We start from the raw sequence: 26123 nt of genomic DNA on the forward strand, positions 1-26123 counted from the left end.
TACCTGGGATGGACCCCGCGCCTGTTGACCGACTCCTCCACCGGGGCGGTGGAGGCCGGTGAGCCCGTCTCCAGTGTGATCTCCGACGGCACCGAAGCGCCCGCCGTGGGTCTGCAGGGCCAGGAGATGCTCGTCTCGACCGCGAACTCCGCTGACGAGATCGGCACCTGGGAGGTCAACGCCGACCTGGCCCTGCGGACTGCGGTCGACGTCGCCGCCGGGGAGTACCACTCGACCCTGACGCTTTCACTGTTCAACCAGTCCTGAGCCGAAGGCAGGACGACACCGCCCGCGGGGTGGCCGGGACGTGTGCGAGTCTGGCACACGTCCCGGACAGCCACGATGAGAAGGAGACACCTCTGTTGGCCAGGAGCAGTTCGCGGGGCGCCCTCGCCCTCCTCGCCCTCCTCATCCTTGTCTTCCTCGCCATCCGGGTAACCCGTTCTCGGCGCCGCAGGCGCATCGAGTAGCAGGCCGCGCTCCTGCGTGAGACGTAGCCGTGGCGAGGCCGCAGAGGGATAGCCGGGCACCTCACCTCTCGATCGGTCGGCAGCGAACGTGGGAGCCCGTCCGTGAGCCGTTCCCGACCCGAGGCAGGGCTCCGTCGTTCTCACTTGGTGAGACGGCACACGGTGGGCGTATGCCTGATCTGGAGAATCGCCACGACCAAGATTTGCAATGCCACGGTGCTGCACGGCATGTAATCGCGACCGGGTGCGCACACATCATGCAGGGGCGACGCCGGGGCCAACGCCGTCGGTACCCTGCTCAGAACCGCCGCGCCAATCGGGTCGGGACCGGGTGTTGGCCCTCGGCCCGTGACCAGAACAGCCGGGTGCGGACCCCATCATGCTCGTCTCGGGCGGCGGGCCGCCTCAACGTTGCCGTCACCGCTCACCATACGGTTTGCGCCAGGTCATGATCTCGGTCGGTGGAAGATGCTCGGCGAAGAGGCCGCCCGGTGAGGCTTGCCGCAGCACCGCCCGCAGGTCTCGTTCGAAGTCCCCCAGCCGGTCACCAAACAGATGAGGGGCGGAGTCGGATCGGGAGAACACCCACGCCACGATGTCGTCCGCGGTGCGGTTGACCACCTGCCCGGCCGGAACGACATGTCGTTCGAAGTTCTCGAACCCGGCCCGCGCCAGAACGAGGTCCTCCCGGTTCGGCGTGCCATTTACAAGCGTTCCCAGCCCAGCACGGCGTGCCGGGCCCAGGTACCGTTGCACCAGCTCGCGGATCTGCGCGTTCGGTGGAGCGGGATGCGGCAGCGGCGCCGGCTCGGCGGGCGGGTTCTTGAGGTCGCTCATATGGACGAACGCGCCTCCCGGTTCCAGCATCTCCAGCACGGTCGCCGCGACACGGTCCCGGTCCGTCCAGTGGAACGACTGGGCGAACAGTACGACCCGGAACTCACCCAGACCGGCCGGCAGGTCCTCAGCGCGGGCAGCCCTCCAATGCGCATTGGTCACTCCGCGGCGCTCGGCCTGTCGCTCGGCCTCGGCCAGCATGTCTTCGTCCGGGTCGATGCCGACCGCCTCGCTGAAGAACCGAGCCAGGGCGAGCGTCACGGTGCCCGGCCCGCAACCGACGTCGAGGAGTCGGCCCCGGCTGTCCAGGTCGAGGGCTTTGGCCAGTGTTTCGTCAAAGCCTGGAGCGTACGACAGCCGGCCGCGCTCGTAGTAGGCTGCGCTTCCCCGGAATAGCGTGCTGTCCCACTGCCATCCATCAGGCATATCAGTCTCATTCCACGAGTTGGGTGAAGTCTCCGGCAGATCCAGGCCCGCCGGCGTTCATCAAGGTCATCCTGAGCCTCTCGAGTCGAATGAAACGCGCAGATTTCGCCTCCCGCCGCGAAGCCTGCAGGGCACCGGGACATCGGCGGCGAAGATCCATGGAAGGCTGCAGCGTTGCGACATCGACTTCGACAGCCCAGGCGGCGCCAGTCGCCCCGCCGTATACCCGAACGGCTCCGTTGGGATTCCGCAACTGCTGGCCAGCGGCACGGTCCCACCCAGGTGACCGCGAGCACCGCGCCATAACCGACCCCCGAGACCTCTACCTCGGTCAGGGCGGGTGGCGCGGGGCGAGGACATCGTCGTCACCCACCTCTGGAAGAAGATCCTCGAGACCAAGGGCTACGAGGTCAAGCTGATCAACCCCGATGTGGCCCCGCTTTACGCCGGCATGGCCAAGGGCGACATCGACCTGCTCCTCGACTCCTGGCAGCCCATCACGCACGCCGACTACTGGAAGCAGTACGGCGACAAGCTGGAGGGGACCTGCAGGTCTGGTACGACAACGCCAAGCTCACGCTGGCGGTGCCCGACTACATGACGGACGTCAGGACCATCGAGGACCTCAAGTCCAAGGCCGGTGACCTGGACGGGAAGATCGTGGGCATCGAGCCCGGCGCCGGTCTGATAGGCCCCTGCACTGATGAGAACGGAATGGGGCGGGTGCCCCGCGACTCTCGTCGTGGGGCACCCGTTGGTGGATCAGCGGGGTGCCGGGGCTCCTTCCGGTCGCCCGGCGCCCTTCGAGGCCGTGGCCGATGGTCAGTCCTTCTGCGTGCCGCCGTACTCGGCGATCAGAGCGGCGGCGTGTGCCGTACCCACTCCCATGGGTAACAGCAGCACCGACAGGATGAAGGCAGCAAGGAATCGACGCATGTCCGAACCTCCGGGGCGAAATGGGTGGAGGAATCGGGACGGCTCCCGAGGCTCCCCGCCATGATGGGGAACCTCGGGACACTGGCTACAGCGACCTGAGGAAGGCCAGACCGTCTACGGCGAGGGAGTCCTGGCTCGGTGCGAGCGGCCGCCAGATGGAGGCTGCGGTGGCGATCGTCTGGTTGTGGGCGGTGAAGGATTCGATGACGAGGGGGCCTGCATAGCCCGCTTCACGCAGAGCCTGGGTGAACGCGGGCCAGTCAAAGCGGTCGGCGCCCGGTGTGCCCCGATCCGTTCCGCAGACCTGCACGTGCGCGATCCGGCCCGCAGCGGCGCGTACGGCTTGCGCCGGATCTTTCTCTTCGATGTTCATGTGATAGACGTCGAGCGCCAGGCCGCATCCGTCGGGCAAGGCCTCGAGGGCCTGCTCGACGGTGTTGAGGAGGCTGGTCTCGTAACGGTTGAGCGGCTCGACCGCGACCGCCACGCCGCGCTCGCCCGCGTAGTCGACCACGGGTTCCAGGTTCTTCCGGAGCTCCGTGTAGATCGCCCGGCGCTCGCCGTACGACATCCGCCAGGTCCTGCCGACGGAGGCGTAGGCGGGCCCGCCGATCACGGGCGAGCCCACGGCCACCGCCACGTCGACGCAGTGCCGCAGGTAGTCCTGCGTCTCTTCGACGACTCCAGGCGTGGTCGCCACGAGCTCCCGCCCCGGCGGCATGACCAGCACCACCGAGGCCTTCAGCCCGTGCTCGGCCAGCAGCGCCGCGGCCTTCCCGGGATCCCAGTCGCCGGGCCGCTCTACCGGCAGCTCGATGACGTCGAACCCCCAGGCCGCGACACGGGGCACCAGGGACGCGAGGTCGCCGTCCGTCAGCGGCGACACCCACACCCAGGTGTTCACTCCGACAGGGAACGCGCTCACCCCTTCTTACCGCCCCACTTCTCGGGGAATCCCGGCATGTCCTCGCAACCGCACAGCGCGTAGTGCAGCGGCGGCATGTTCGGCTGCAGGTACCGGTCGAGGTTCTCCGATGTGATCTTGGGCTGCGGGAGGTTCCACACCTTCGGCACCTCCTCACCCTTGAGGATCTTCAAAGCGGCGATGATCGGTGTGCGCCACTGGTAGGTGGGATAGGTGGGGGCGACGGCGGTGAGACCGCCCTCCTTCCACTTCTGCAGGAAGTCCTGCTGGTCCTCACCGTTGATCGGCGGAACCGGCACTCCGGCGTCCTCGAAGGCCTCGACCGCGGCAACCGCGGTCGCGCCGGCGTCCATCCAGACGCCATCGATCTTGCCGTGGCGCTGGATGTAGTCGCTGACGATGCCCTTGGTCTTGGCCGCGTCGCCGTCGGTGAACTCGACGCCGACCACGTCGACCTGGCTCTGGTCGAAGGCGGCCTTCGCCGCCGACCAGCGGGTCTCCAGGACATCCACACCGGGCAGGATGCGCAGCGCGAGCACCTTTCCACCGGCAGGGACCTTCTCGATCAGGAACTCCGCGGCGTCGGCTCCGAACGCGTAGCCGCCGATCGGCTTGATGAAGGTCACCGGGCAGTCGGTCTCCACACCGCGGTCGAAGACGATGACCGGGACCTTTGCACAGGCGCCCTTGACGGCCGGGGTAAGCGTCGCTGTCGTGTTCGGCGAGACGATCAACGCGTCGCATCCCTTGGCCTGCAGCTCGGCGATGTCAGAGATCTGTTTGTCGTCCTTGCCCTCGGCGTCGAGGGCGGTGAGCTTGGAGATCTCCTTGTGCAACGCCGCCTCGGCCTGCATGGTCTTCCAGCCGACCTGCCGCCAGGGGTTGTCGATCGCCGCGTTTGAGAAGCAGAGGTGGTACGGTCCATCCTTCTTGTACTCGGCGGTGGACACCATCTGCGGCGCGATGGCCTGCTCCCAGGGCTTGTCCGCCGGTCCCTCCGCGGTCTGCGAGCGCATCGCGAGCTGAGCGTCGTAGTCAGCCTGGACGAAGAACTCGGACTGCTCACCAGTCCCCGAGGCCGGCGCCGTCGACGCGGCCGCGGTCGGCGCTGCGTCGGCGGCCGTGGTGGTGCTGGGCTTGTCGCTGGTGCAGCCGCCGGCGGCGAGCACCGTCAGAGCCGCAACGGCGAGGATGAGCGGTCTATGACGCGACATGGGCGTCTCCTTTTATTTTCGGGGGGTTGAGGAAGGGAAGACGGATGGCTCCGGCCGCTACGGCGGCGACGATGACGACGCCCTGCACGGTGTACTCCAGCGCCCCAGAGATGCCGTACAGGTTGAGCAGGGTGAACAAGGCCCCCAGGGTGAACGCCCCGGCCATCGCGGCGATAACCGTGCCGCGGCCGCCGCCGAGGACGACGCCGCCCAGGACGACCGCGGTGATTGCCTGGAACTCCAGTCCCTGGCCGACCTGGGCGGACACTCCGGCGAACCCACCGAGCAGGATTCCGGCCACTGCGGCGGACAGGCCGGAGAGGGTGAACGCGATGATCTTCACCCTGGTGACCCGTACGCCGGACAGGGCGGCCGCGCGCTCGTTGTCGCCGGTGGCGATGAGTGTCCTACCGAAGTTCGCCCGCATCAGCAGCACGGCCGCCACGGCGACGACCACGACGATGAGCATGGCCCATCCGGTCTCCCTGCCGAATACGCGGAAGGCTGGGGAGAGCGCGCCGCGCGGTGCGCCGCCCGTCCACAGGAAGACCGCGCCGGACAGCACGAGCATCATGCCGAGCGTGGTGATGAACGACGGCACGCGGAGGAGGGTCGTCACCGCACCGTTGACCAGACCGACGAACAGGCCGAGAACGATCAGTAGGGCCAGCACCGGCCAGGTCGCCGCCTCGTCCCCGTCGATCAAGCGGGCGGCGACGACCACCTCGACGGTGACCAGCGATCCGACCGACAGGTCGAACTCGCCGGAGACGATCACCAGGTACTGCCCGGCGGCGAGGATGACCAGGGGCGCGGCGCGCCTGACGAAGGAGAGGAACCCGGCGGGCTCTAGGAAGAAAGGGTTGACGATCGCGATGGCGGCCAGCAGCACCGCCAGCACCGCGAGGATCGGCAGCGCACGCTTCACGTCCTGCTCCTTCCGACCAGGCCCGTACGCCGGGCGTAGACGGCGACGGCGACGATGATCACCACGCCCCGCACAACGTCCTTGAAGAAGGAGTTCACTTCCAACTGGTTGAACACGCTGTCCAGGACGGCGAGCAACAGCACGCCACCCACGGTGCCCGCGACTCCGCCTCTGCCCCCGGCCAGCGCGGCGCCGCCGAGGACGACGGCGGCGATGGACTCGAGGTCGTATCCACCGTCGGTGCCCACGGTCGGGGCTCCGGCGCCGAGCCTGCTGGCCAGCAGCAGTCCAGCGATCCCGGCACAGAGCGAGCACAGCACGTGCGCGATGATGATCACCCGATCGGTGCGGATGCCGGACAACCTGGCGACCTCGACGTCACCGCCGACGGCGTAGACGCGGTAGCCGTATTTGGTCCGGCTGAGCAGGAACCAGGCGACGAGTGCGACCGCGGCCCAGAGCAACGCCGAGACGGGCACCGGGCCCAACCGGTCATAGCCGAGGCTCTGGAAGGACTCCGGCACCCGGCCGGCCGGGCCGGTGTAGAGGTGGCTCAGGATTCCCTTGATGATCAGTGCGACGCCGAGCGTGGCGATGAACGCGTGCACTTGCAGCTTGGTGATCACCAGACCATTGACCAGCCCGACCAGCGCGCTCACTCCCACGACGGCGCCGACCCCGAGCACGATGTTGGAGTCCTGGCCCGCCATGGTCACCGCCGCGACCAGCGAGGTGAGGCTGATCAGGTAGGCGACCGACAGGTCGAGGGATCCCGCCAGGATGGCCAGCGTCTGGCCTACCGCGACGATCCCGAGCGCCGCTGAGCGCTGCTGCACCCCGACGACGGTCTCCATGGTGAGGAACTGACCGCCGTCCACGGCGACCAGCACCCAGCCCACGAGGATCACGCCGCCCAGTGCCAGGAAGACGACACTCGTGGGGTTGACCAGCGCCGCGAACCCGGCCCTGCGGTCAGAAAGCACGTTTTGGGTCATGGGGACACCTCGCCCGCGGCCAGGCTCATGATGGCCTCCTCTGAGGAGCCGGCGGGAAGGGTGCCCACGATGCGGCCCTCCCGGAGCACGACGATGCGGTCGCTCATGCCGATCAGCTCGGGCAGCTCGGAGGAGATCATCATGATCGCGACACCGTCTTGGGCCAGCTCGCGCATCAGGTCATGGATGGCCGCCTTGGCGCCCACGTCGACGCCACGGGTGGGCTCGTCGAACAGGAGCACCTTCGGGGCGACGGTCATCCACTTGGCGAGCACGACCTTCTGCTGGTTGCCGCCGGACAGGTAGCGAACCTCCTGATCCTCGCGGGGCGGCCTGAGCCGTACCCGTTCCAGCAGTTCTCGCACCCCGCCGCGGCGACCACCACGGCCCATCGCACGGGTCACGAGAAGGGCGTTGTCGCGCACCGACTGGCGCGGCGCCAGGCCCTCGCTCTTGCGGTCCTCGGTCACCAGGCCGATTCCGGCGCGGATTCCCTCGCGGACCGAGTGCGGGCGCACCGGCGTCATCTCGCCCCGGGTGAACGGCTCGGCACCGAACAGGGCCTTGGCCAGCTCCGATCGGCCGGATCCCTGGAGCCCGGCGATGCCGACGATCTCTCCCACGTTCAGCTTCAGGTCGATGTCGTGCAGCCGGTCGTTGCCGCCGCCGGTGACCTGGAGCCGTGTCTCCCCAACCGAGGTGGAGCGTGGCGGGAAGTAACCGTTCAGATCGCGCCCGACCATGAAGCGGACCAGATCCTCGGAGGTGACGTCCTCGGTGGCGACCGTGGTGACCAGCCTGCCGTCCTTGATGACCGTCACGTGATCGCTGAGGTCGAACACCTCACGCAGCCGGTGGGAGATGTAGAGCACGGCGATGCCTCGTTCCTGCAATCGCCGCACCAGCCGGTAGAGCAGTTCGACCTCGTGCTCGGCGAGCGCAGCAGTGGGCTCGTCCATCACGACGATCCGGGCATCGAACGACAGCGCCTTGACGATCTCTACAACCTGCTGCTGAGCGACCGACAGGCGCTTGACCGGCCGTCGGGGGCCGAAGGAGTCCTCACCCAGCTCGGCGAGCAGCCGGGCGGTCGCGGTGTCCATCGCGGCCCGGTCGACCAAGCCGTGCCGTATCGGTTCCCGGCCGAGGAAGACGTTCTCGGACACGGTCCGCTCGGGCAGCAGATTGAACTCCTGGTAGATGATCGCCACGCCGGCGCGCTGGGCGTCCAGCGGATGGCCGAACGACACGCGCCGACCGTCGATCTTGATCGTTCCCTCGTCCGGTGCGTGCACTCCGGCGAGGATCTTCATGAGCGTGGACTTGCCCGCTCCGTTCTCCCCCACGATCGCGTGGACCTCGCCCGCCGCGACCGCAAGGTCGACGCCGGATAACACCCGTACGCCGAAGAAGCTCTTGCCGATGCCCGTCATGGTCAGCATCGGGTCTACTCCGCCACGGGAACGGAGGAGGGAAAGGCCGCGCGGATTCGCGTGGCGCGGTCACCCGCAGGGGTGAAGGGGGTAAGCGCCCGCCCAATGCCGTACTGCTGAACTTTCTGGATTCTCGACTCGGGCACGCCGTTAACGCACGTCATAAACTCGCTCCCAACGGCACCCAGTCTGCTTGTCAGAACTTCAGGTGTGCCGCGCATATCGCCGTGAGCGTATACAGGAGTTATGACTTCGGTCAAGCAAAAGGCGCGTAGAATACGGCATAAGCAAAATTCGAGCACAAGGAGTGCCGGTGACCCAGGGCATGCTCAGCGGACCCGGAGCAGGAATGCTGCTCTCGATCCTGCGCGACGGGCGGGCGCGTACCCGCGCTGAGCTGGTCCAGCTCACTGGCCTGTCAAGGAGCGCGGTGTCCCAACGGATTGACGCGCTGCTGCACCAGCGCTTGATCCTGCCCGCCGAGGAGACGACTCCATCGGGCGGCAGGCCCGCCACCGCCTTCTCCTTCAACCGGGGGGCCGGCATGGTGCTCGCCGCCGACCTCGGCGTCACCCACGCCAGGATCGCCGTGAGCGACCTCGGTGGCGCGGTCCTGGCAGAACGTGCTGCCGACCTGCCCATCGACCGCGGTCCTGAGCCGACGCTGGGCTGGATTCTCGACACTTTTTGCGAGTTGCTCGACGAGTGCGGTCACACCGTGTCGGACGTGTGCGGCGTTGGCGTCGGCCTGCCTGGCCCTGTAGACCACGAAAGCGGGAAGGCGGTCAACCCTCCGATCATGCCGGGCTGGGACGGCTTCCCCGTGCCCGGCTGGCTCGGCGAGCGGCTCGGCGTTCCGGTACTCGTTGACAACGACGTGAACATCATGGCGCTGGGTGAGCACTGGGCCGTCTACCCCGAGGTCGAGCATCTGATCTTCGTCAAGGTGGGAACCGGTATCGGCTGTGGCGTCATTGCCGGACGCCGACTGCATCGCGGTGCCCGGGGCGCGGCAGGGGATATCGGCCACATCCGCACATTCACCCTCAACCAGGTGCAGTGCCGCTGCGGCTACGTCGGCTGTCTGGAAGCCGTGGCCGGCGGCGCGGCTCTGGTCGCTCGCCTTCGCGACGTGGGGCTTGATGTCACCGATGGCCGGGACGTCGTCCGTCTGACCAAGGAAAGCAATCCCCATGCCATCCGCCTCGTCCGGCAGGGCGGCAGAGAGGTCGGCAGCGCGCTCGCCTCGATCGTCAACTTCTTCAACCCCACCCTGGTCGTGATCGGCGGCGACCTGGTCGAAGCGGGCGATCACCTTCTGGCAGGCGTCCGTGAAATGATCTACGGCCGCTCGCTACCACTGGCCACCCAGAGTCTCAGCATCCGTGCCAGCAAGCTCGGTGACCGGGCGGGCGTTACCGGCGCCGCCGTAATGGTCATCGAGCGGATCCTGGCTCCCGAGGCCGTAGACCAGGCAGTTGCCACGTAACTTCTGCTGAACCACGGCATATCTCTCGCCGATCGTCGGCAAAGCCCGCTCCTAGCCTCCAGCAGGTTCGTCTTCCTCGGCCCCTACAAACCAGACGCGTGCCTCGAAAATATTGCACATATCAGATCTGTAGATTCGGACTTCCAAAAAGCTCCCCAGTGGATGCGGGCGCCCTGGCCAGAACTCGGCCCATGTGGTATGTGCCGAGTTCAGGGCACCCCTTTCTGCCAATTGCGGTCCACAGGCCCGTCCACGGCAACGGGGTGGGCCACCCCTTCGGTGAAGGGGCGGCCCGTTTCCTTTCTGGTCGGTTCTGGAGGATGCGGCAGATCGAGTCGAGTGGCGTCCCGCCCGCGGGGTCAGGACTGGTTGAACAGGGAAAGCGTCAGGGTCGAGTGGTACTCCCCGGCGGCGACGTCGACCGCGGTCCGCAGGGCCAGGTCGGCGTTGACCTCCCAGGTGCCGATCTCGCCGGCGGAGTTCGCGGTCGAGACGAGCATCTCCTGGCCCTGCAGACCCACGGCGGGGGCGTCGGTGCCGTCGGAGATGACACTGGAGACGGGCTCACCGGCCTCCACCGCCCCGGTGGAGGAGTCGGTCAACAGGCGCGGGGTCCATCCCAGGTACTCCGGGCCGATGGTCTTGGCGGGGTCGCCGGTCGCGGTGAACTGGCCGGCCTGGCCGACGACCGCCCAGAACTCGCCGTCGGGGATCTCCTCGGGACTGCGGGTGTCGCTCACCGTGACCGTCGGCGTGGTGCCGGTGAACTGGCGGGCGGCGGCGTCGGAGCCGTTCTCCTGGAGGGACACTCCGCTGTTGTCCGCCACGGTCATCGACACCTGACCGGGAATGGTGGTGGGCTCGATCGTCACCGACACGTCGATGCCGTCGCCGGGATCGCCGGCCGCCCCTGCGGGACCGGCCACGCCGGCCAGCGCAAGACCGAGCACCGACACGGCCAGTATCTGGGCAGTTCTCTTGGTTTTCATGTGCTTGCTCCATTTATGGGAGGCATAGGGGGCGGGGCCGGCCGGCCGATCGGCCGGCCGGCCCCTGTTCACTACGGCGGCGTCCCCGGCGCGTACGCCGTGGCGTACACCCTGGCGTACACCGTGGCCACCGTCGGCCCGGTCAGCCGCAGCTGATCGCGGTGTAGGTGGCGTCGTAGGACGAGGTGACCTTCTTGCCACCGATCGTCGCGGTCCCGGTCACGGTGACCTTGCCCGCGCCGATCTGTCCGGCCCGCGCGTTGAAGGACTGGTACGCCTGCTTGCCCGGGGCCACGTTGGCCACGGTCTTGGAGCCGTACGGGGTCGTCAGCGTCACGTCCGCCGGCACGCTTCCGTCGTTGACGGCCGTGACCGCGACGTACGCCGACGTGCCCACGCAGCGGGACGAGGCGGTCACGTTCAGCGGAACGGCAGGAGAGTCATCGCCGTCCTTGCTGAGGTGGAAGTAGTCGAACTTGGCCGTCTTCGACGCCGTCTGGTTGGCGCCGAAGGCGAACAGACCGACCTTCGCACCGCCTGCGACCTTGCTGTTCTTGACCGCGGTCGGCGTGCCGTTCACACCGATCTCGGTCCAGTCGGTGCCGTTGGAGGAGTAGTAGCCGTGGAAGGTGTCGCCTTCCTTCTTCATCCGCAGCCACCACACGCCGCTGGTGAGGTTGCTGACCTGCGGCTGCGGGTCCTGGACCACGCCGCCGACCTCGCTGCGCAGTTCGATCCTGCGCACCACGGCCGCCCCGGGCTGGTTGTCGATGACGTAGTCGAACTTCACGTAGTCGTCGTCACCGGCGTAGACGATCAGGCCGCCCTGCTGGTACTGCTCGTTGAGCGCCGATCCGTCGATCTTGGTCTCCAGCGTCCAGTCGCCGTCCGGCGCCGTCTGCAGGATGAAGTTCTTCGCATTGCTGTTGTCCGACCCGTAGATGTCTCCCTTTTCGGTGTCGATCTCCAGGTTGCCATCCTTCACCCGCACGGCCGAGGCGTTGTAGCGCACGCTCGCGTCCCAGCGGCAGGTGTTGAGCTCGGTGCCGTCGAACTCGTCGTTGGGAGCCGGCTTGGTCGCCGTGTCATCGGGGGTGATGTGGAACCAGTCGAAGTAGGCGTTGATCACCGGACGGTTGCCGGTGCCGGCGATGGAGAACAGGCCGATCTTCGGGTTGTTGATCCCTGCGAGCTTCTTCGTCTCCGGCATCGCGGTGAAGCTGACGCCGTCCGCCGAGTAGTGCGCGGTCAGGTTGGTGCCGTCGGAGATGAACCGCACGTACGCGGTGTCGGGGAAGGCGTCCCCGAGCTGCGCCGTGTTGCTCGCCGTCACTTCCTTCGGATCGCCGTTCTCCTCGCGGATGAACTGGAAGATCCGGTTGGCCTTGCTGTTGGTGCCGCGGGCCTGCAGCACCATCTTGGCGTAGTTGTTGTCGTCGCCGTACAGAATCAGGCCCGCCTGCTGGTACGCGTCACGGGCGTTGAGCGTGACCTTGGTCGTGGCCATCCAGGCACCCGACGGCGCCGGCTGCACCACGATGTTCGGCGAGCCGGTGTTGTCCCCGTAGATGTCGGTGTTCGACGTCGGGATCACGAGGTTGCCGTCTTCGACCTTGAGGCCCTGGTTCTCCCGGATGACCGACCAGCGGTTGCGGTCGAGCTCCGTCCCGTTGAAGTCGTCGGAACGTCCGGTCAGGCAGATCGTGTTCGTGTCCGGCGCATTCACCTTGATCGAGATCTGCTTGGTCGTCGCCGCGCCCACGGAGTTGGTCACGGTGACCTCGGCCGTGTACGTACCCGGCACGGTGTAGGTGTAGCTCGCGTTCGCGGTCGTCGGCTGCGGAGCTCCCGCCACCCCGAAGTCCCACTTGTAGGTGAGCGACAGGTTACCCGGGTCGGTGGCCGATGCGGTGAAGTCGACCTTCAGCGGAGCGATGCCCGACGTCGGGTTCGCCGACGCGGTCACCACCGGGCGCTGGTCGCCCTGCTGCTGGTCGCCCTTGCGGTACTCGATCCGGTAGATGCCGGAGTCGGCGTTGTTACCGTTGAACCCCGATCCCCACTCGATCAGGTACATCGCCCCGTCGGGGCCGAACTTGATGTCCATGGGCCGCTTGAAGCTCATGGACTTGAGGATCTGATTGATCTTGACGAGCTTGGTGCTGTCCTCGTTCAGCTGGAACGAGAACATCTTGTTGTTGTTCCACTCACCGAACAGCGCCTTGTTGTCCCAGTACGCCGGCCACTTGACAGCCGACTTCAGGTTCGCGTCGTACCGGTAGACGGGGCCGGCCATCGGCGCGCCGCCGTTGAGCTCGGGGAACTGGTTCGGGTCGGTCGAGTAGTGGTACCAGATCGTCGCCGGGATCGCCGGCGACAGGTCGGTCAGGCCGGTGTTGTTGGGCGAGTTGTTGACCGGCGCGGCGCAGTTGAACGCCGAGCCGGACTTCCCGGTCGCGAAGTCGTACTGGATGTACGGCCTGTTGGGGCCGGTGCAGTACGGCCAGCCGTAGTTGCCCGGCTGGGTGATCAGGTTCCACTCGACGGTGTTCTCGGGGCCACGGTTGGGGTTCGCGGTCCCGGCGTCAGGTCCGTAGTCGGCGACCAGCGGGTGCCCGGTCTTCGGGTCGATGCCGATCCGGAACGGGTTGCGGAAGCCCATGGCGTAGATCTCGGCCTTGGTCTTCGCGGTGCCCGGGGCGAACAGGTTGCCCTCGGGGACGGTGTACGTGCCGTCCGCCTCGGGGTGGATCCGCAGCAGCTTGCCGCTCAGGGAGTTGGTGTTGCCCGAGCTGCGCTGCGCGTCCCAGGCCGCACGGCCCGGCCGCTCGTCGATCGGCGTGTAGGCGTCCGAGGCGAACGGGTTGGTGTTGTCACCCGTGGCCAGGTAAAGGTCACCGGACTTGGGGTTCATTACCATGCCGCCGCCGTGGTGGCAGCACTCGGCCCGCTGCACCGGCACGTCGAGGACCTTCTTCTCACTCGACATGTCGAGGGTGTCCCCGGTGACGGTGAACCGGCTCAGCCGGTCCACGTTCTCACTACCCGCGGGTGAGTAGAACAGGTACAGCCAGTGGTTGGTGTCGAAGTTGCGGTCCAGCGCCAGTCCGAGCAGGCCACTCTCGTTGGCGGTGGTCACGTTCAGGTGACCGGCCGTCACCTTGTTGCCGTTGGGCTTGACGATCTTGACGTCACCCTGCAGGTCGATGTAGAAGACCCGGCCGTCCTTGGCGACGTCCAGCATCATCGGGCTCGACTTGGTGCTGTCGAGGGTGACCTTCTCGAAGCTGCCGCTCTGCGACGCCGAGCAGTCGGCCTTCTCGACGCCCGCGGCGGTCTTGATGCCGCCGAGCATCATCTTCAGGAAGTTGGCCTCGGTGAAGCTCTCCTTGGTGTGGCCGAGCGCCGTGTACCACGAATGGCCGCCGTCGTAGTCCTGGCACCACGAGTTCGGGTGGTCGATGCCCATGGTGGCGCCGGAGTAGGACTTCTCATCCATCGACGTCAGCACGTGCACGGTGTTGCGAGGGTTCGACTGGTAGTCGTACCATTCGTCGTTACGTGTCCACGACGTCGGCAGGTGCTTGGTCGACGGGTGCGCGGGGTCCTCGACCTTGACCGTGGCGTTCTGGATCGCCGGGTGCGACTTGAAGTACGCACCGACCAGCTTGCCGTACCACGACCAGCTGTAGTGGGTGTCGGCGGCCGCGTGGATCCCGGCGTAACCGCCGCCCCGCTGGATGTAGCGCTCGAAGGCGTCCCGCTGGTCCTGCGTGTTCAGCGGGTCGCCCGTGGTGGACAGCCAGATGACGGCCTGGTATTGCGCCAGGTTCTCGTCGGTGAACTTCGTGCTGTCCTCGGTGGCGTCGACCCCGAAGCCATTCTCCTGGCCGAGCTTCTGGATCGCCGCGATGCCGTTGGGGATCGAGTCGTGCCGGAAGCCGGTCGTCTTGGAGAAGACGAGCACCTTGAACTCGTCAGGGACGGAGTCCGCGCTCGCCGGCGACGCCAGGGCCGCCGGTGCGAGCAGCGCCCCCAGGGCGAGAGCCGCCGTCGCGGCCCTCCACTTTAAGGTGCGATGTTTGTGAACTATCACAACAGCTCCTCCGGGAGTGGTTTGAGCATGAGCTCTTTGTTCTTTGCACTGACTGCTGCCCTGGGGGTGGAGTGGAACAGGGAGATGTCGGCGCCAGTACGTCGCCTCATCGCGACAGCGCGGTTTTCACCGGGAGCCGCTGTGGCGGCATCGGTGGCAGGGGTAAGGGGGCTATTGCCCGGGCCTGTGACGAGGTGGAAGCACAACCCGCGCCTGATGCGCGGACTTCGGTCGCGCGGCCGTTTGCGCCACGCCATACCTCCAGGGGGGTGCAGGTGACGTGAACGTAACCAACTTTCCCTCTAAGAGGAAGATGTTTTCAGCCAAACGGTACGACTTTGTATCCTTAAAGGACAAAGCTTGGTGTCTTATCGAGAAAGTGTGGTCATCGCAGTCAGGTGAAGAGCTAGAGAAGTGCCCACACCCCGAGATCGCCGCAAGGGGCGGCTCCCGGAGGATCGACGACTACGGCTGAAAAAACAGAGCCCAGAACGACGGTCAAACCGACGGGCGGGCGGCCAGAAGGGCGACGTCGTTTTCGAATGGGCTTCGCTTTCGATTAGGAGACCCTGGAGCCGGAGCAGCGCTCACGGATGGTCGTGGTTGTCGTGAACGCCTTCGGGTTCGGGGTCGGGGGTGAGCGCCCCACTGCCGTCCGATGTCGGCAGGAACACGTGCTGGTGCCCATAACCCGCGTCGACGTTCACGGCGTCGAGACCGGTGGCCCCGACCGACCAGGTGAAGATCGCGTCGGCGCGTTGCCGTACAGCAAGGTCGACCACGGCCTCGCGGGTGGAACCGGTGAGTTTCTGCGCGGCCGCGTAGGTGTCGACGGCGGTGGCCAGCTGCCGTACGGCCGAGGCGAGGCTCGACCTCGCCACATTGGTGGCGGTCTCGCCGGAGGGCGGGTCGGCGAAGCCCTCGACGGCCGCGGCGGCCGCCTTCCGCCAGCTCTCGACGTCGGCCGAGGTCGCCGCGGCGGGCGTGGCACCCTCGTTGGAGGGAAGGGCGTGCTCGAGGCCCTCGAGCACGGGAACGAGCCGGTCGCGGGTCGTCCGGGCCAGCTCGGTTAGAGTCTTGATCTGCGCCTTGTCCCGGAGGGCGGCCTCTGCGCGGAACTGCTCGACCAGCGACTCGGTGGAGCTCGGCCGGGTCGCCATGAACACCGCACCGCCGGCGAGGAGCGCGCCGAGCGCGAATGCGAGTGCGAATGCGAGTACCCGTCCTCGTGCCGAATCCCGGACGGGCGTCGCCTCCCGACCTCGGGTCGGATACCGGACGGCCGTCGCTTCCCTGCGTCTGCTGATGGCTGCCACCCTCTGATGTATGTACTGATATGAGAGGAATTGGGAGGGCGCCCCCGCGACTCGAGTCGTGGGGCACCCTCAATGGATCAGCGAGGTACCGGGTCTCCTTCCGATCGCCCGGCACCCGCCGAAGCCGTGGCCCCGCGAGCCGCGAGCCGCGGTCCAGGTGAACACCTTCGCGACCTGTGACGACGGCTCCCTACGCACGCATCACGCGCATCTGTTCCGCCCGGAGCTCGACCAGCTTCTCGATGCGCCTGCGGCGCCGAGAACGGGTTACCCGGATGGCGAGGAAGACAAGGATGAGGAGGGCGAGGAGAGCGAGCTGCGGCCACGGCAATGCCCAGACCATGGTGTCGATCGCCACCCGCTCGGCGGTGATGCCCGGGAGCGACTTACCCGCGGGTGAGGGGATCGCCACGACGTTCGTGGTGATCGGCCCCATCGGCCAGACGCCGGTCACCCGTGCGGTGAACTCGCGGCTGCCGCCCGGCATGATCTCCCTGGTCTTGGCTTCGGACGTGTCGTCCCAGCCGCTTTCACCCACGAATGCGGACGTCCGGACCCGAGAGTCCGGGGCCAACCGGATATTGCCGACGTTGGCGACGGTGTAGGTCACGTCGACGGATCCCGCGGCGAAGGGGTTCCATGACCACGTGTACTCGGTCCGGAGCCCGGTCACGGCGACTTTGGCCACGTAGGCGCCGGTCACCCGGATGTTCACCCGGACGCCCACCCGGTTCTGCACCCGCACCTGGCCGGAGATCGTCTCCACGGACGCGGTGACACCCGCAGGGTGATCCCCCGGCGTCACGTTCCCCGGTACCGAGATCTTGACTGGCACGACGGAGGTGGCACCGGCGGGAATGGTCACCTTGTCGGGAGCCTCGATCCATGCCCCGCCGTCGGCCGGCGTGGCGTCCGAGGGCCGCATGTCGAAGTATCCCTTGGCGGTCAGGTAGCCATCGTTGGCGTCGATCGCGAAGACGACCGGCTTGGTGGAGCGATTGATGACCGCGACATGCTCGGTCACCTCCTGCCCACCGGCCAGTTCGACATCGATCACACTGCGGCCGTCGGGACCGTTGGCGTCGGCCGGCACGACCGACCAGGTGGTGTCGCTCCCACCGGCGTCGGCCGGGACGGCGAATGCGACCAGGCCGGTCGCGCCGACAGCCCAGAGGGCGGCGAGGAGGGCGAGGGCGCCCCGCAAACTGCTCCTGGTCAACAGGGTGTCTCCTGTCTCATCGTGGCTGTCCGGGACGTGTGCCAGACTCGCACACGTCCCGGACACCCTGCGGGCGGTGTCGTCCTGCCTTCGGCTCAGGACTGGTTGAACAGGGAAAGCGTCAGGGTCGAGTGGTACTCCCCGGCGGCGACGTCGACCGCGGTCCGCAGGGCCAGGTCGGCGTTGACCTCCCAGGTGCCGATCTCGCCGGCGGAGTTCGCGGTCGAGACGAGCATCTCCTGGCCCTGCAGACCCACGGCGGGGGCGTCGGTGCCGTCGGAGATCACACTGGAGACGGGCTCACCGGCCTCCACCGCCCCGGTGGAGGAGTCGGTCAACAGGCGCGGGGTCCATCCCAGGTACTCCGGGCCGATGGTCTTGGCGGGGTCGCCGGTCGCGGTGAACTGGCCGGCCTGGCCGACGACCGCCCAGAACTCGCCGTCGGGGATCTCCTCGGGACTGCGGGTGTCGCTCACCGTGACCGTCGGCGTGGTGCCGGTGAACTGGCGGGCGGCGGCGTCGGAGCCGTTCTCCTGGAGGGACACTCCGCTGTTGTCCGCCACGGTCATCGACACCTGACCGGGAATGGTGGTGGGCTCGATCGTCACCGACACGTCGATGCCGTCGCCGGGGTCGCCGGCCGCCCCTGCGGGACCGGCCACGCCGGCCAGCGCAAGACCGAGCACCGACACGGCCAGTATCTGGGCAGCTTTCTTGGTTTTCATGTGATTGCTCCATCTATGGGGGGCGGGGGCGGGGCCGGATCTATTGGGGGCGGGGCCGGCCGGTCCATCGACCGGCCGGCCCCTGTTAACTACGGCGGCGTCCTCGGCGCGTACACCGTGGCCACCGCCGGCCCGGTCAGCCGCAGCTGATCGCGGTGTAGTCGGCCTCGTAGGACGAGGTGACCTTCTTGCCACCGATAAACGAGGTCCCCGTAACAGTCACCTTGCCCGCGCCGATCTGTCCGGCCCGCGCGTTGAAGGACTGGTACGCCTGCTTGCCCGGGGCCACGTCGGCCACGGTCTTGGAACCGTACGGGGTCGTCAACGTCACGTCCGCCGGCACGCTTCCGTCGTTGACGGCCGTGACCGCGACGTACGCCGACGTGCCCACACAGCGGGACGAAGCGGTCACGTTCAGCGGCGTCTTGGCGGCCGGCGGCGCCACGATGACCGTGAACTTGGCCTCGGCGACGTTGGAGGTGTTGCCGGCCTTGTCGGTGGCCCGGTAGCTCACGGTGTGCGCCCCCGGCTGGTCGATCACGAGCGGCTCGGTGTACAGCGCGAACGGCTGCCCGTCGATCGAGTACTCGACCGTGTCAACACCGGAGCCGGCGTCGGTCGCCGTGATCTTCAGCGTGGCGGAGCCCACGTAGTTCCAGGCCCAGTCCATGCTGCCGGTGAGCTGCGCCGACACCGTCGGCGGGGTGGTGTCGTCCTGCTTCGGCGCCACCACGGTGAAGGTCACCGACCCCGCCTCTGAGGTGTTGCCGGCCTTGTCAGTGGCCCGGTACTGCACCGTGTGCTTGCCGACCTGGTTCACCGACACCGGAGCCGTGTAGGCCTGGAACGCCGCGCCGTTCAGCGAGTACTCCACCTTGTCCACCCCGGACTCGGTGTCGCTCGCCGAGACCGTCACCGTGGCGGAGCTCACGTAGTTGCCGTCAGCGTCCTTGGTGCCCGACACCGACGCCGACACCGTCGGCGGGGTGGTGTCCTTCGGCCCCGAGTTCACGACCGTGAAGGTCACCGACCCGACGTTGGAGGTGTTGCCGGCCTTGTCGGTGGCCCGGTAGCTCACGGTGTGCGCCCCCGGCTGGTTCACCTCGAGCGCCTTGGTGTACAGCGCGAACGGCTGGCCGTTCAGCGAGTACTCCACCGTGTCCACCCCGGACTCGGTGTCGGTGGCCGTGATGGTCACCGTGGCGGAGCTCTCGTAGTTGCCGTCAGCGTCCTTGGTGCCCGACACCGACGCCGACACCGTCGGCGGGGTGGTGTCCTTCTCCTGCGGGGCCACGACCGTGAAGGTCACCGACGCCGCCTCGGAGGTGTTGCCGGCCTTGTCGGTGGCCCGGTACTGCACGGTGTGCTTGCCCGGCTGGTTCACCGACACCGGAGCGGCGTAGGCCTGGAACGCCCCACCGTTCAGCGAGTACTCCACCTTGTCCACACCGGACTCGGTGTCGCTGGCCGTGATGGTCACCGTGGCGGCACCGACGTAGTTGCCGTCGGTGTCCTTCTCACCCGACACCGCGGCCGACACCTGCGGCGGCGTGGTGTCCGTGGGCGTGCCGGGGGTGACCACAAGCTCGCCGTACATGTTGCCGTGGCCGGGGACCGCGCAGAAGAAGCGGTACTTACCGGGGGTGAGGTTCACCTGAACCTCCCACCGGCCTCCGTTCTCATCGAAGGGGCTGGCCAGGATGTTGAGGTCGACGTCGTGGTTGTAGCCGGGGGTGGAGGTGTCGAAGGTCAGGGTGTGCACCATACCGAACTGGTTGCCGGTCGCCCTGCTGTTCTCGAAGACGATCGTCGCCGGGCCGGCCGTCGCCGTGGTCGGCGTGGACTTGTACTTGAGGAAGTCGTCGTTGGCGGTCCAGGTGAGCACCTGCGCCGCCGCCTGGTTGACCTTCTGGTTCTGGCTCTGGGCTGCGGCACCGGCCGCCGACAGCCACAGCGTCGGCAGTGCCACTGCCAACATCACCGCGGCCATGCGTCGCACCGTGGCGCGGGTTTTGATTGCCCTCCGCAAACTACTGAGGAGGGCGGGAAGAGATCCTATGTGCATTTATCTGCACCTCTCATGATCTGAGGCGTAGCTCGACGGAGGTCGCGCTCCGGCCGGAGTCGCTCTGAGCCGGAGTCACTCGGGGCCGGAGTCACTCGGAGGGGGGTGCCGGGCTCGGGGGTTTCCCCCTCGCTCGGCACCGACCGAGTTACCGACCTAGATCGTGTTCGGCGAACACTCCCTAGAGCTCGCGCACCCGGATGTTGCGGAACTCGGCCAGGTCGTTGTTGCCGTGGTTCTGCAACCCGATGAACCCGCTGATGAACTGGCGCAGGTCCGTGTCCGGGTCGCCGCTACGGGACGACTTCTTGCCCGGAACGTTGTCGAACTCGTTGATCACCACGCCGTTACGGATGATCGTGTAGTGCTGCCCGACCGCCCGGATCTCGTAGTCGTTCCACTGACCCTTCGGCGTCACCCTGGCCTTGTCCAGGCCGATCGGCGCGAAGTTGTAGACCGAGCCGGTCTTCTGGACCTCGCCCGTCGCACCGTCGTAGATCTGGATCTCATGGCCACAGTAGATCGCGACCCATGCGGGGGACGTACGGGCCGACCCGACCGTGCCGCAGCTTCCGGTGGGACGGTCGTCCAGCGGGGTCCTCAGGTCGGGGAACCGAACGAAGACACCGGTGTTGGCGCTGCCCGTTCCCGGCGCGATGTCACGGAACTTCAGCCTCACGGAGAAGTCGGCGTATGCCTTCTTCGAGTACCAGAGCATGCCCAGACCGCCGGACGTCCGCATCGAACCGTCCGGCTGCAGGTTGAACTGTCCGGACGGGGCCTGGGACCACCCCTGCAGGGACTGCGCGGTCCCGTCGAAGATGGTCTCGTAGCCGTTCGTCTTGCCGATGTCGGACTGCGCGGCCGCCTTGCTGATCGCGGAAGACTCCTTGTCGTCGATGATCCCGTCCTTGCGGAGCTGGTTCACCACATCGTTGAGGCTGCTCACGAACTCAGCCTGGTTCGACCAGTTGCGCTCGTCGTCGATCAGGTCGTTGATCGTGCAGCCGCCATCGACCGCACGGTTGGCCACACCGGTGTCGGTCTCCAGCAGCATGACCGTCGACCGGGCGTCGGGCGCCGGGCAACCGATGGCGACGGCGATCTCACCGGTGGCCACCTCACCGTCGGCGTAGGTGACCTTCAGCTTCGCCTTGTAGTCACCGAACTTGGCGTAGGCGTGCGTCGGGTTGGCCTCCGTCGACTTGCTGCCGTCGCCGAAGTCCCACTCCCACTTCACGCCGCCGGCCTTGGTGTTGGAGAACTGCATCGTCTTCGGCGTGGCATCCCGGACCGGCCGCACCGCGGCCTGGCTCGGGTTCGGCGTCGCCGGACCACCCTTGTAGGCGATGCGGATCAGCTTCTGGTTCGAATGGAGCGTGAAGAAGCCGCCGGCGTAGTCGAGCAGGTAGAGCGCGCCGTCCGTGCCGAACTTGGCGTCCATCCAGGCCTGGAGCTGGGTGCCGCCGCTGCCGGGCTGGATGATGCTGCGCACGTCCTCGGCGAAGGGCGGCGGAGCCATGTCCTTGACCGTCTTCGGGTCAACGGTGACGGCGACCCGGTTCTGGGAGTTGGACTCGTCACCGATGAACCACTTGTTGTCCCAGTACGCCGGCCACGCGACACCGCTGTTGGTGTCGACCTCGGAGCGGTGGTAGGTCGGCCCGGACATGACCGCCTGGCCGCCGCCACTGAGGAAGGGCTGGGTGAAGGTCTCGTCGCCCAGCTTGTAGGTCGGCAGACCGCTGCCGTCGTCCCGCTTCGGGTAGACCGGGCCACCGCCCTGCGGCGAGTACCAGATCATGTTGGTGCGGGCCGGCGGGATGTCGACCAGGCCGGTGTTGCGCGGCGAGGTGTTCTTCAGGTTGTCGCAGTCGTACCAGCCGGCGGGATCCTTGGCGTCGACGTTGCTGCGGTCACGGTAGGGCTGCTTGTTGCCCATGCAGTACGGCCAGCCCTGGTTGCCCGCGGAGGTGATGATCGTCGCGGTCTCGTACTTCGCCGGACCCCAGATCTCGCTCGGGACACCGGCGTCCGGACCGACCCATGCGGCGTTCAGCCAGTTGTTCACGGGGTCCCACTGGAGCCGCGAGATGTTACGGACGCCCATCACGTAGATCTCGGGGCGGGTCTTGCCGCCGCCCTCTTCGTCACCCGTGAACAGGTTGCCCTTGGGGATCGTGTACGTCCCGTCCGGCTCCGGGTGGATCCGGATGATCTTTCCGCCCAGGTCGTTGGTGTTACCTGCGGTACGGCGGGCGTCCTGGAACGAGAGGCCCTTGTAGTCCAGGGTCCAGTTGTTCCCGGCGTAACCCGCCCCGGCACCGCCAGAGGAGTTGTTGTCACCGGAACCGACGTAGAGGTTGCCCTCGTTGTCGAAGGTCATGCCTCCACCCGCGTGGCAGCAGCTGTGGATCTGGGTGTCCCAGTGCAGCAGGTCCTTACGGGTCGCCTGGTCGATCGTCTCGTTGGCGAAGTCGTAGGTGAACCGAGAGATCGTCCGCTGGCCGATCCGCAGGTCCCTGTCGATCGACTCGTGCGGCATCCAGTAGACGTAGATCCAGCCGTTCTGCTGGAACTTGGGGTCGGGGACGATGCCGAGGAGGCCTTCCTCGTTCTTCGTCAGCTCGTCACCGCTGCCGCGGTTGCCCATCACGGCGAGCGTGGTGAGCAGCTTGGCCTGCTTGGTCTTCGGGTCCCACTGGTGGATCGTGCCACAGCCGAGGCCGACGTTGGGGTTGGTCCAGCTGGCGATCACGCCGGTCGGGCAGGCCGCCCTGCCGACGTAGAAGACCTTGCCGTCGGGGGCGACGGTCAGGCCGTGGGGCTCGCCGATCTGGTCGAGCTGACCCGTCTTGTTCGTCGTGGTCAACCGCTCGGTCACATAGTTCGACGCGATGGTCGCCTGACAGTCACCGCGGACCAGGCCGGCCGCCCACTTGATGGCGCCGCCGAGGTGGCTCTGGAACTGCTTGTCGCTGGTGTAGCTCGCCTCGGTGCCACCCATGCCGGTGTAGAACGACCGGCCGCCGTCGTAGTCACGGCACCACGAGATCGGGTGGAACGGGCCGTTGCCGTTCAGACCCGCCTTGTAGAACCGCTCCTCGAGCTGCGCGACTGTGTGGACCTTGCCGAGCGGGTTGGGCGCCCAGTTCATCCACTGGTCGGACCGCTTGACGGTGAACGGCAGCCCCTCGTTGGCCGGGTGCTGGCGGTCGGTGAAGTCGACCTGAGCCTCCTGCACCTCGGTCTCCGGAGGCGGACCGGCGGTGGGACCGAACAGCCGCAGCTCGGCCAGCTGGGTCAGCGTATCACCGCTGTTCGCGGTGATGTCCAGCTTGTACCACGGGTACGCCGTGCTGTTCTCGAACTTGTATTCCTTGGTCTGGAACCGCTGCGGGAAGGTCTCATTGGACCGCTTGTCCAGGTCGACCCAGTTCTGCCCGTCCTGCGAGCCCTTCAGCGTCCAGTTCTTCGGGTCACGGCCGGGGGAGTCGTTGGCCGAGGTCAGCGCGTAGTGGCCGACCACGACCGGCTTCTCCAGCCGCACCTCGGCCCACCCAGTGGTCGTACGGGTCAGCCACTTGGAGTTGTTGTTGCCGTCGATCAGCTGGGCCTTGGTCTCGCTCGGCGGGTTCTCGCCGTTGACCCTGATCTCGACGACCTTCTCGGCAGGGGGGATGCTGCCGGCGGGGCGGGTGCCGACCAGCTCGGTGAACCAGTCCGAGTCGGGCTGCGCGCGAACCGCATCGTGGACGCCGACGAAACCGCCGCCGTCCCTGATGAAGGTCTGGAACGCGGCCTCCTGTGCGGCGTTCAGGGTCACGCCCTTGGCGGACAGGAACACCACGCCGCGGTAGCGCGCCAGGTTCTCGGAGGTGAAGACCGCCGGGTCCTGGGACACGTCGACGCCGAAGCCGCTCGTCTTGCCCAGGTCCTTGACCGCCGCCGCAGCGCGCTCGACCGGGTCGTCCTGCTTTGCCGCCGGACCATGGAACACCAGCACGTTGACCGAGGTGTCGGCGGCCTGCGCCGGGTCGCTGTGTTGGGCGTGCGCCGGATCGCTGTGTTGGGCGTGCGTTGGGTCGCTGGATTTGGCTGACACCGGGTCGCCGGGTTTGGGCGGTGCCGCCGCGGCGGGCAGCGTCACCATTCCCAGCGTCAGGGCGGCACTCGACACCATGATCAGTGCGTGGCGCCAGGCGGGTAGTCGGGGCTTTGCGAAGAGGTCTCTTCGACCCATCGTTCGCTCCTTTGTGGGGGGTGCACAACGGCAACCTTCGGAAGAGCTATCTGGTCAGCCGCGGCGGGTCACCGGGCTTGCCGATGTCGGACGTGACGCCGGCCTTGTTGATCTCCTTGTTCCTTCACTGATCGATCACTCCCTGTGCCGGCAGTGGTGCCGTGACGTCCTACATCCCTCCGGGGCCGATAGCAGGCACCTTGGGTGCTTTGGCTGAAAAGTAACAGTCAGGCGCCACTTCGTCCAGATTCGTGACAAAGTTCTGTACATCCTTACTATTCATAAGGAGCAATCAAGCAAAAGTCCCTTAAGTATCAACAAAAGTACCCCTTGTACCTGCACAGATCCCTCCCGACCGGCATGCCCCATCCTCCCGCCCGCCGCCTCGAGATCCCACCACCACCACCACCACGTCGTATCCGCCGACTCGCCGTCGGCATCACGGACCAGCCTCAGCTCGCCGCACCCAGGCGGGCGCCGTCACCGATTGGGGAACCATGACCGAGAAAAGCAGTGATGTGGCGCGACGCCTGTTCTCCCGGCGCGCCTTCACCGCCACCGCGGCGACAGTCGCCGTGATCGCGCCGTTCGCCGTAGCGAGCCAGGTCAACGCGGCACCGCCGGAGAAGACCGCGGGCAACCCGGGCAACGGGCAGGGCGGCGTCCGCCGCATGACCCTCTACGCGGAGAGGCTGCCGAACGGTCAGATGGGCTACGGCCTGGAGCCCGGCAAGGCCACGATCCCCGGACCGCTCATCGAGATGATCGAGGGTGAGACCCTCGAGATCGAGCTGGTCAACAACATGGACGTGACCGTCAGCCTGCACGTGCACGGGGTCGACTATGAATGGAACAGCGACGGCACGCGGATGAACGCCAGCGTGGTGGAGCCGGGAGGCCGCTACGTCTACACCTGGCGCACCCACACCCAGACCAACCGCCCGGACGGCACCATCGAATCCGGCAGCGCCGGCTACTGGCACTACCACGACCACGTCGTGGGAACCGAGCACGGCACCGGAGGCATCCGGGCGGGGCTCTACGGGCCGCTGATTGTCCGCCGCAAGGACGACGTGCTGCCGGACAAGACGTTCACCGTCGTCTTCAACGACATGAAGACCAACAACCTCCGGCAGGCACCCGACTTCGTCGCCAAGCTCGGCGAGCGGGTGGAGTTCATCGTGATCACCCACGGTGAGTTCTACCACACGTTCCACATGCATGCGCACCGCTGGGCCGACAACCGCACCGGCCTGCTGCAAGGCGCGAACGACCCGAGCCGGATCATCGACACCAAGATCATGGGACCGGCCGAGTCGTTCGGCTTCCAGGTGATCGCCGGTGAGCGCGTCGGTCCCGGAGCATGGATGTACCACTGCCACGTCCAGAGCCACTCCGACATGGGGATGGCCGGGACCTTCTGGGTGACCGACGCGAACGGGAACGTGCCGGGCCACCCGGGCGCCGTCGAGCCTGAGGTTCCGCTGACCGTTACCGCCTCGTCCCGCTGCGTGGGCACGTCGGCGTACGTCGCGGTCACGGCCGTCAACGACGGAAGCGTGCCGGCGGACGTGACGTTGACGACCCCCTACGGTTCCAAGACCGTGGCCAACGTGGCCCCGGGCAAGCAGGCGTACCAGTCCTTCAACACGAGGGCCGGGCAGATCGGCGCAGGCAAGGTGACTGTCATGGGAACCGCGACGATCGACGGCAAGAAGGTCACCTCGTCCTACGACGCCACCTACAACGCGATCAGCTGCGGCTGACCGCTGCCGAACAGCTCTTGAAAGATCGCCAACTTCGTCTCGTTCCGCTAG

General features: G+C 67.2%; 17 protein-coding genes and 1 pseudogene. 5 read left to right on the top strand and 13 right to left on the bottom strand.

Annotation, left to right across the window (positions count from 1 at the left end):
• Window positions 1–267: hypothetical protein (locus tag ACIN94_RS31215; protein ID WP_400714058.1), on the top strand; the 267-nt coding region annotated here is incomplete at its 5' end.
• 620 nt (window positions 268–887) lie between these two features.
• Here the strand turns inward: ACIN94_RS31215 and ACIN94_RS31220 are convergent.
• Window positions 888–1733, bottom strand: coding sequence for a class I SAM-dependent methyltransferase (locus ACIN94_RS31220; RefSeq protein ID WP_400714061.1), 846 nt, complete (start codon window positions 1731–1733; stop codon window positions 888–890).
• 340 nt (window positions 1734–2073) lie between these two features.
• On the opposite strand from ACIN94_RS31220, the pseudogene ACIN94_RS31225 reads away from it, so the two are divergent.
• Window positions 2074–2357, top strand: a pseudogene (locus ACIN94_RS31225) (glycine betaine ABC transporter substrate-binding protein); the annotation flags it as partial.
• Between the two features lie 397 nt (window positions 2358–2754).
• On the opposite strand, the gene ACIN94_RS31230 reads toward ACIN94_RS31225, so the two are convergent.
• The 5 genes from ACIN94_RS31230 to ACIN94_RS31250 are packed head-to-tail and all read right to left on the bottom strand — an operon-like array spanning window position 2755 to window position 8173.
• Window positions 2755–3594: a sugar phosphate isomerase/epimerase family protein gene (locus ACIN94_RS31230; RefSeq protein WP_400714064.1), complete on the bottom strand. Its 840-nt coding sequence runs from the start codon at window positions 3592–3594 to the stop codon at window positions 2755–2757.
• Window positions 3591–4808 carry a substrate-binding domain-containing protein gene (locus tag ACIN94_RS31235; RefSeq protein ID WP_400714067.1) on the bottom strand — a complete coding sequence of 406 codons (1218 nt, stop codon included), beginning with the start codon at window positions 4806–4808 and terminating at the stop codon, window positions 3591–3593. The genes ACIN94_RS31230 and ACIN94_RS31235 overlap by 4 nt, the downstream gene beginning before the upstream one ends.
• On the bottom strand, window positions 4795–5736 hold the full coding sequence (locus tag ACIN94_RS31240; protein WP_400714070.1) for an ABC transporter permease: 942 nt from the start codon (window positions 5734–5736) through the stop codon (window positions 4795–4797). Before ACIN94_RS31240 ends, ACIN94_RS31235 begins: the two co-directional genes overlap by 14 nt.
• Complete coding sequence (locus ACIN94_RS31245) at window positions 5733–6731, bottom strand: ABC transporter permease (RefSeq protein ID WP_400714073.1); 999 nt, start codon at window positions 6729–6731, stop codon at window positions 5733–5735. The genes ACIN94_RS31240 and ACIN94_RS31245 overlap by 4 nt, the downstream gene beginning before the upstream one ends.
• On the bottom strand, window positions 6728–8173 hold the full coding sequence (locus ACIN94_RS31250) for a sugar ABC transporter ATP-binding protein (RefSeq protein ID WP_400714076.1): 1446 nt from the start codon (window positions 8171–8173) through the stop codon (window positions 6728–6730). Before ACIN94_RS31250 ends, ACIN94_RS31245 begins: the two co-directional genes overlap by 4 nt.
• Before the next feature lie 304 nt (window positions 8174–8477).
• On the opposite strand from ACIN94_RS31250, the gene ACIN94_RS31255 reads away from it, so the two are divergent.
• Window positions 8478–9653, top strand: coding sequence for an ROK family protein (locus ACIN94_RS31255; RefSeq protein ID WP_400714079.1), 1176 nt, complete (start codon window positions 8478–8480; stop codon window positions 9651–9653).
• Between the two features lie 359 nt (window positions 9654–10012).
• Here ACIN94_RS31255 and ACIN94_RS31260 read toward each other — a convergent pair whose 3' ends face one another.
• Window positions 10013–10642, bottom strand: coding sequence for a hypothetical protein (locus tag ACIN94_RS31260; RefSeq protein WP_400714082.1), 630 nt, complete (start codon window positions 10640–10642; stop codon window positions 10013–10015).
• A 142-nt stretch (window positions 10643–10784) separates the two neighbouring features.
• The gene (locus tag ACIN94_RS31265) at window positions 10785–14738 is read right to left on the bottom strand and encodes a ThuA domain-containing protein (RefSeq protein WP_400714085.1); all 3954 of its coding nucleotides are present in this window, start codon (window positions 14736–14738) and stop codon (window positions 10785–10787) included.
• A 280-nt stretch (window positions 14739–15018) separates the two neighbouring features.
• Between ACIN94_RS31265 and ACIN94_RS31270 the strand changes: the two genes are divergently transcribed.
• Window positions 15019–15213 (top strand): hypothetical protein, encoded by a 195-nt coding sequence (locus tag ACIN94_RS31270; protein WP_400714088.1) that lies wholly within the window; start codon window positions 15019–15021, stop codon window positions 15211–15213.
• 112 nt (window positions 15214–15325) lie between these two features.
• On the opposite strand, the gene ACIN94_RS31275 is transcribed toward ACIN94_RS31270, so the two are convergent.
• From ACIN94_RS31275 to ACIN94_RS31295, 5 genes are all read right to left on the bottom strand, one after another.
• Complete coding sequence (locus ACIN94_RS31275) at window positions 15326–15898, bottom strand: hypothetical protein (RefSeq protein ID WP_400714090.1); 573 nt, start codon at window positions 15896–15898, stop codon at window positions 15326–15328.
• A gap of 346 nt (window positions 15899–16244) precedes the next feature.
• A complete protein-coding gene (locus tag ACIN94_RS31280) occupies window positions 16245–17273 on the bottom strand; it encodes a hypothetical protein (RefSeq protein WP_400714092.1) in 1029 nt (342 codons plus the stop codon).
• 95 nt (window positions 17274–17368) lie between these two features.
• Window positions 17369–17998: a hypothetical protein gene (locus ACIN94_RS31285; protein ID WP_400714095.1), complete on the bottom strand. Its 630-nt coding sequence runs from the start codon at window positions 17996–17998 to the stop codon at window positions 17369–17371.
• Between the two features lie 136 nt (window positions 17999–18134).
• Window positions 18135–19988, bottom strand: a complete 1854-nt coding sequence (locus ACIN94_RS31290; RefSeq protein WP_400714098.1) for an OmpL47-type beta-barrel domain-containing protein — start codon at window positions 19986–19988, stop codon at window positions 18135–18137.
• Between the two features lie 256 nt (window positions 19989–20244).
• Window positions 20245–24306 carry a ThuA domain-containing protein gene (locus tag ACIN94_RS31295; RefSeq protein ID WP_400714101.1) on the bottom strand — a complete coding sequence of 1354 codons (4062 nt, stop codon included), beginning with the start codon at window positions 24304–24306 and terminating at the stop codon, window positions 20245–20247.
• Between the two features lie 497 nt (window positions 24307–24803).
• Here ACIN94_RS31295 and ACIN94_RS31300 point away from each other — a divergent pair, with 497 nt between their 5' ends.
• Window positions 24804–26072, top strand: a complete 1269-nt coding sequence (locus ACIN94_RS31300; RefSeq protein ID WP_400714104.1) for a multicopper oxidase domain-containing protein — start codon at window positions 24804–24806, stop codon at window positions 26070–26072.
• Window positions 26073–26123 lie beyond the last annotated feature (51 nt).

The organism is Streptosporangium sp. NPDC087985 (genome assembly GCF_044741965.1).
Classification (GTDB): domain Bacteria; phylum Actinomycetota; class Actinomycetes; order Streptosporangiales; family Streptosporangiaceae; genus Streptosporangium.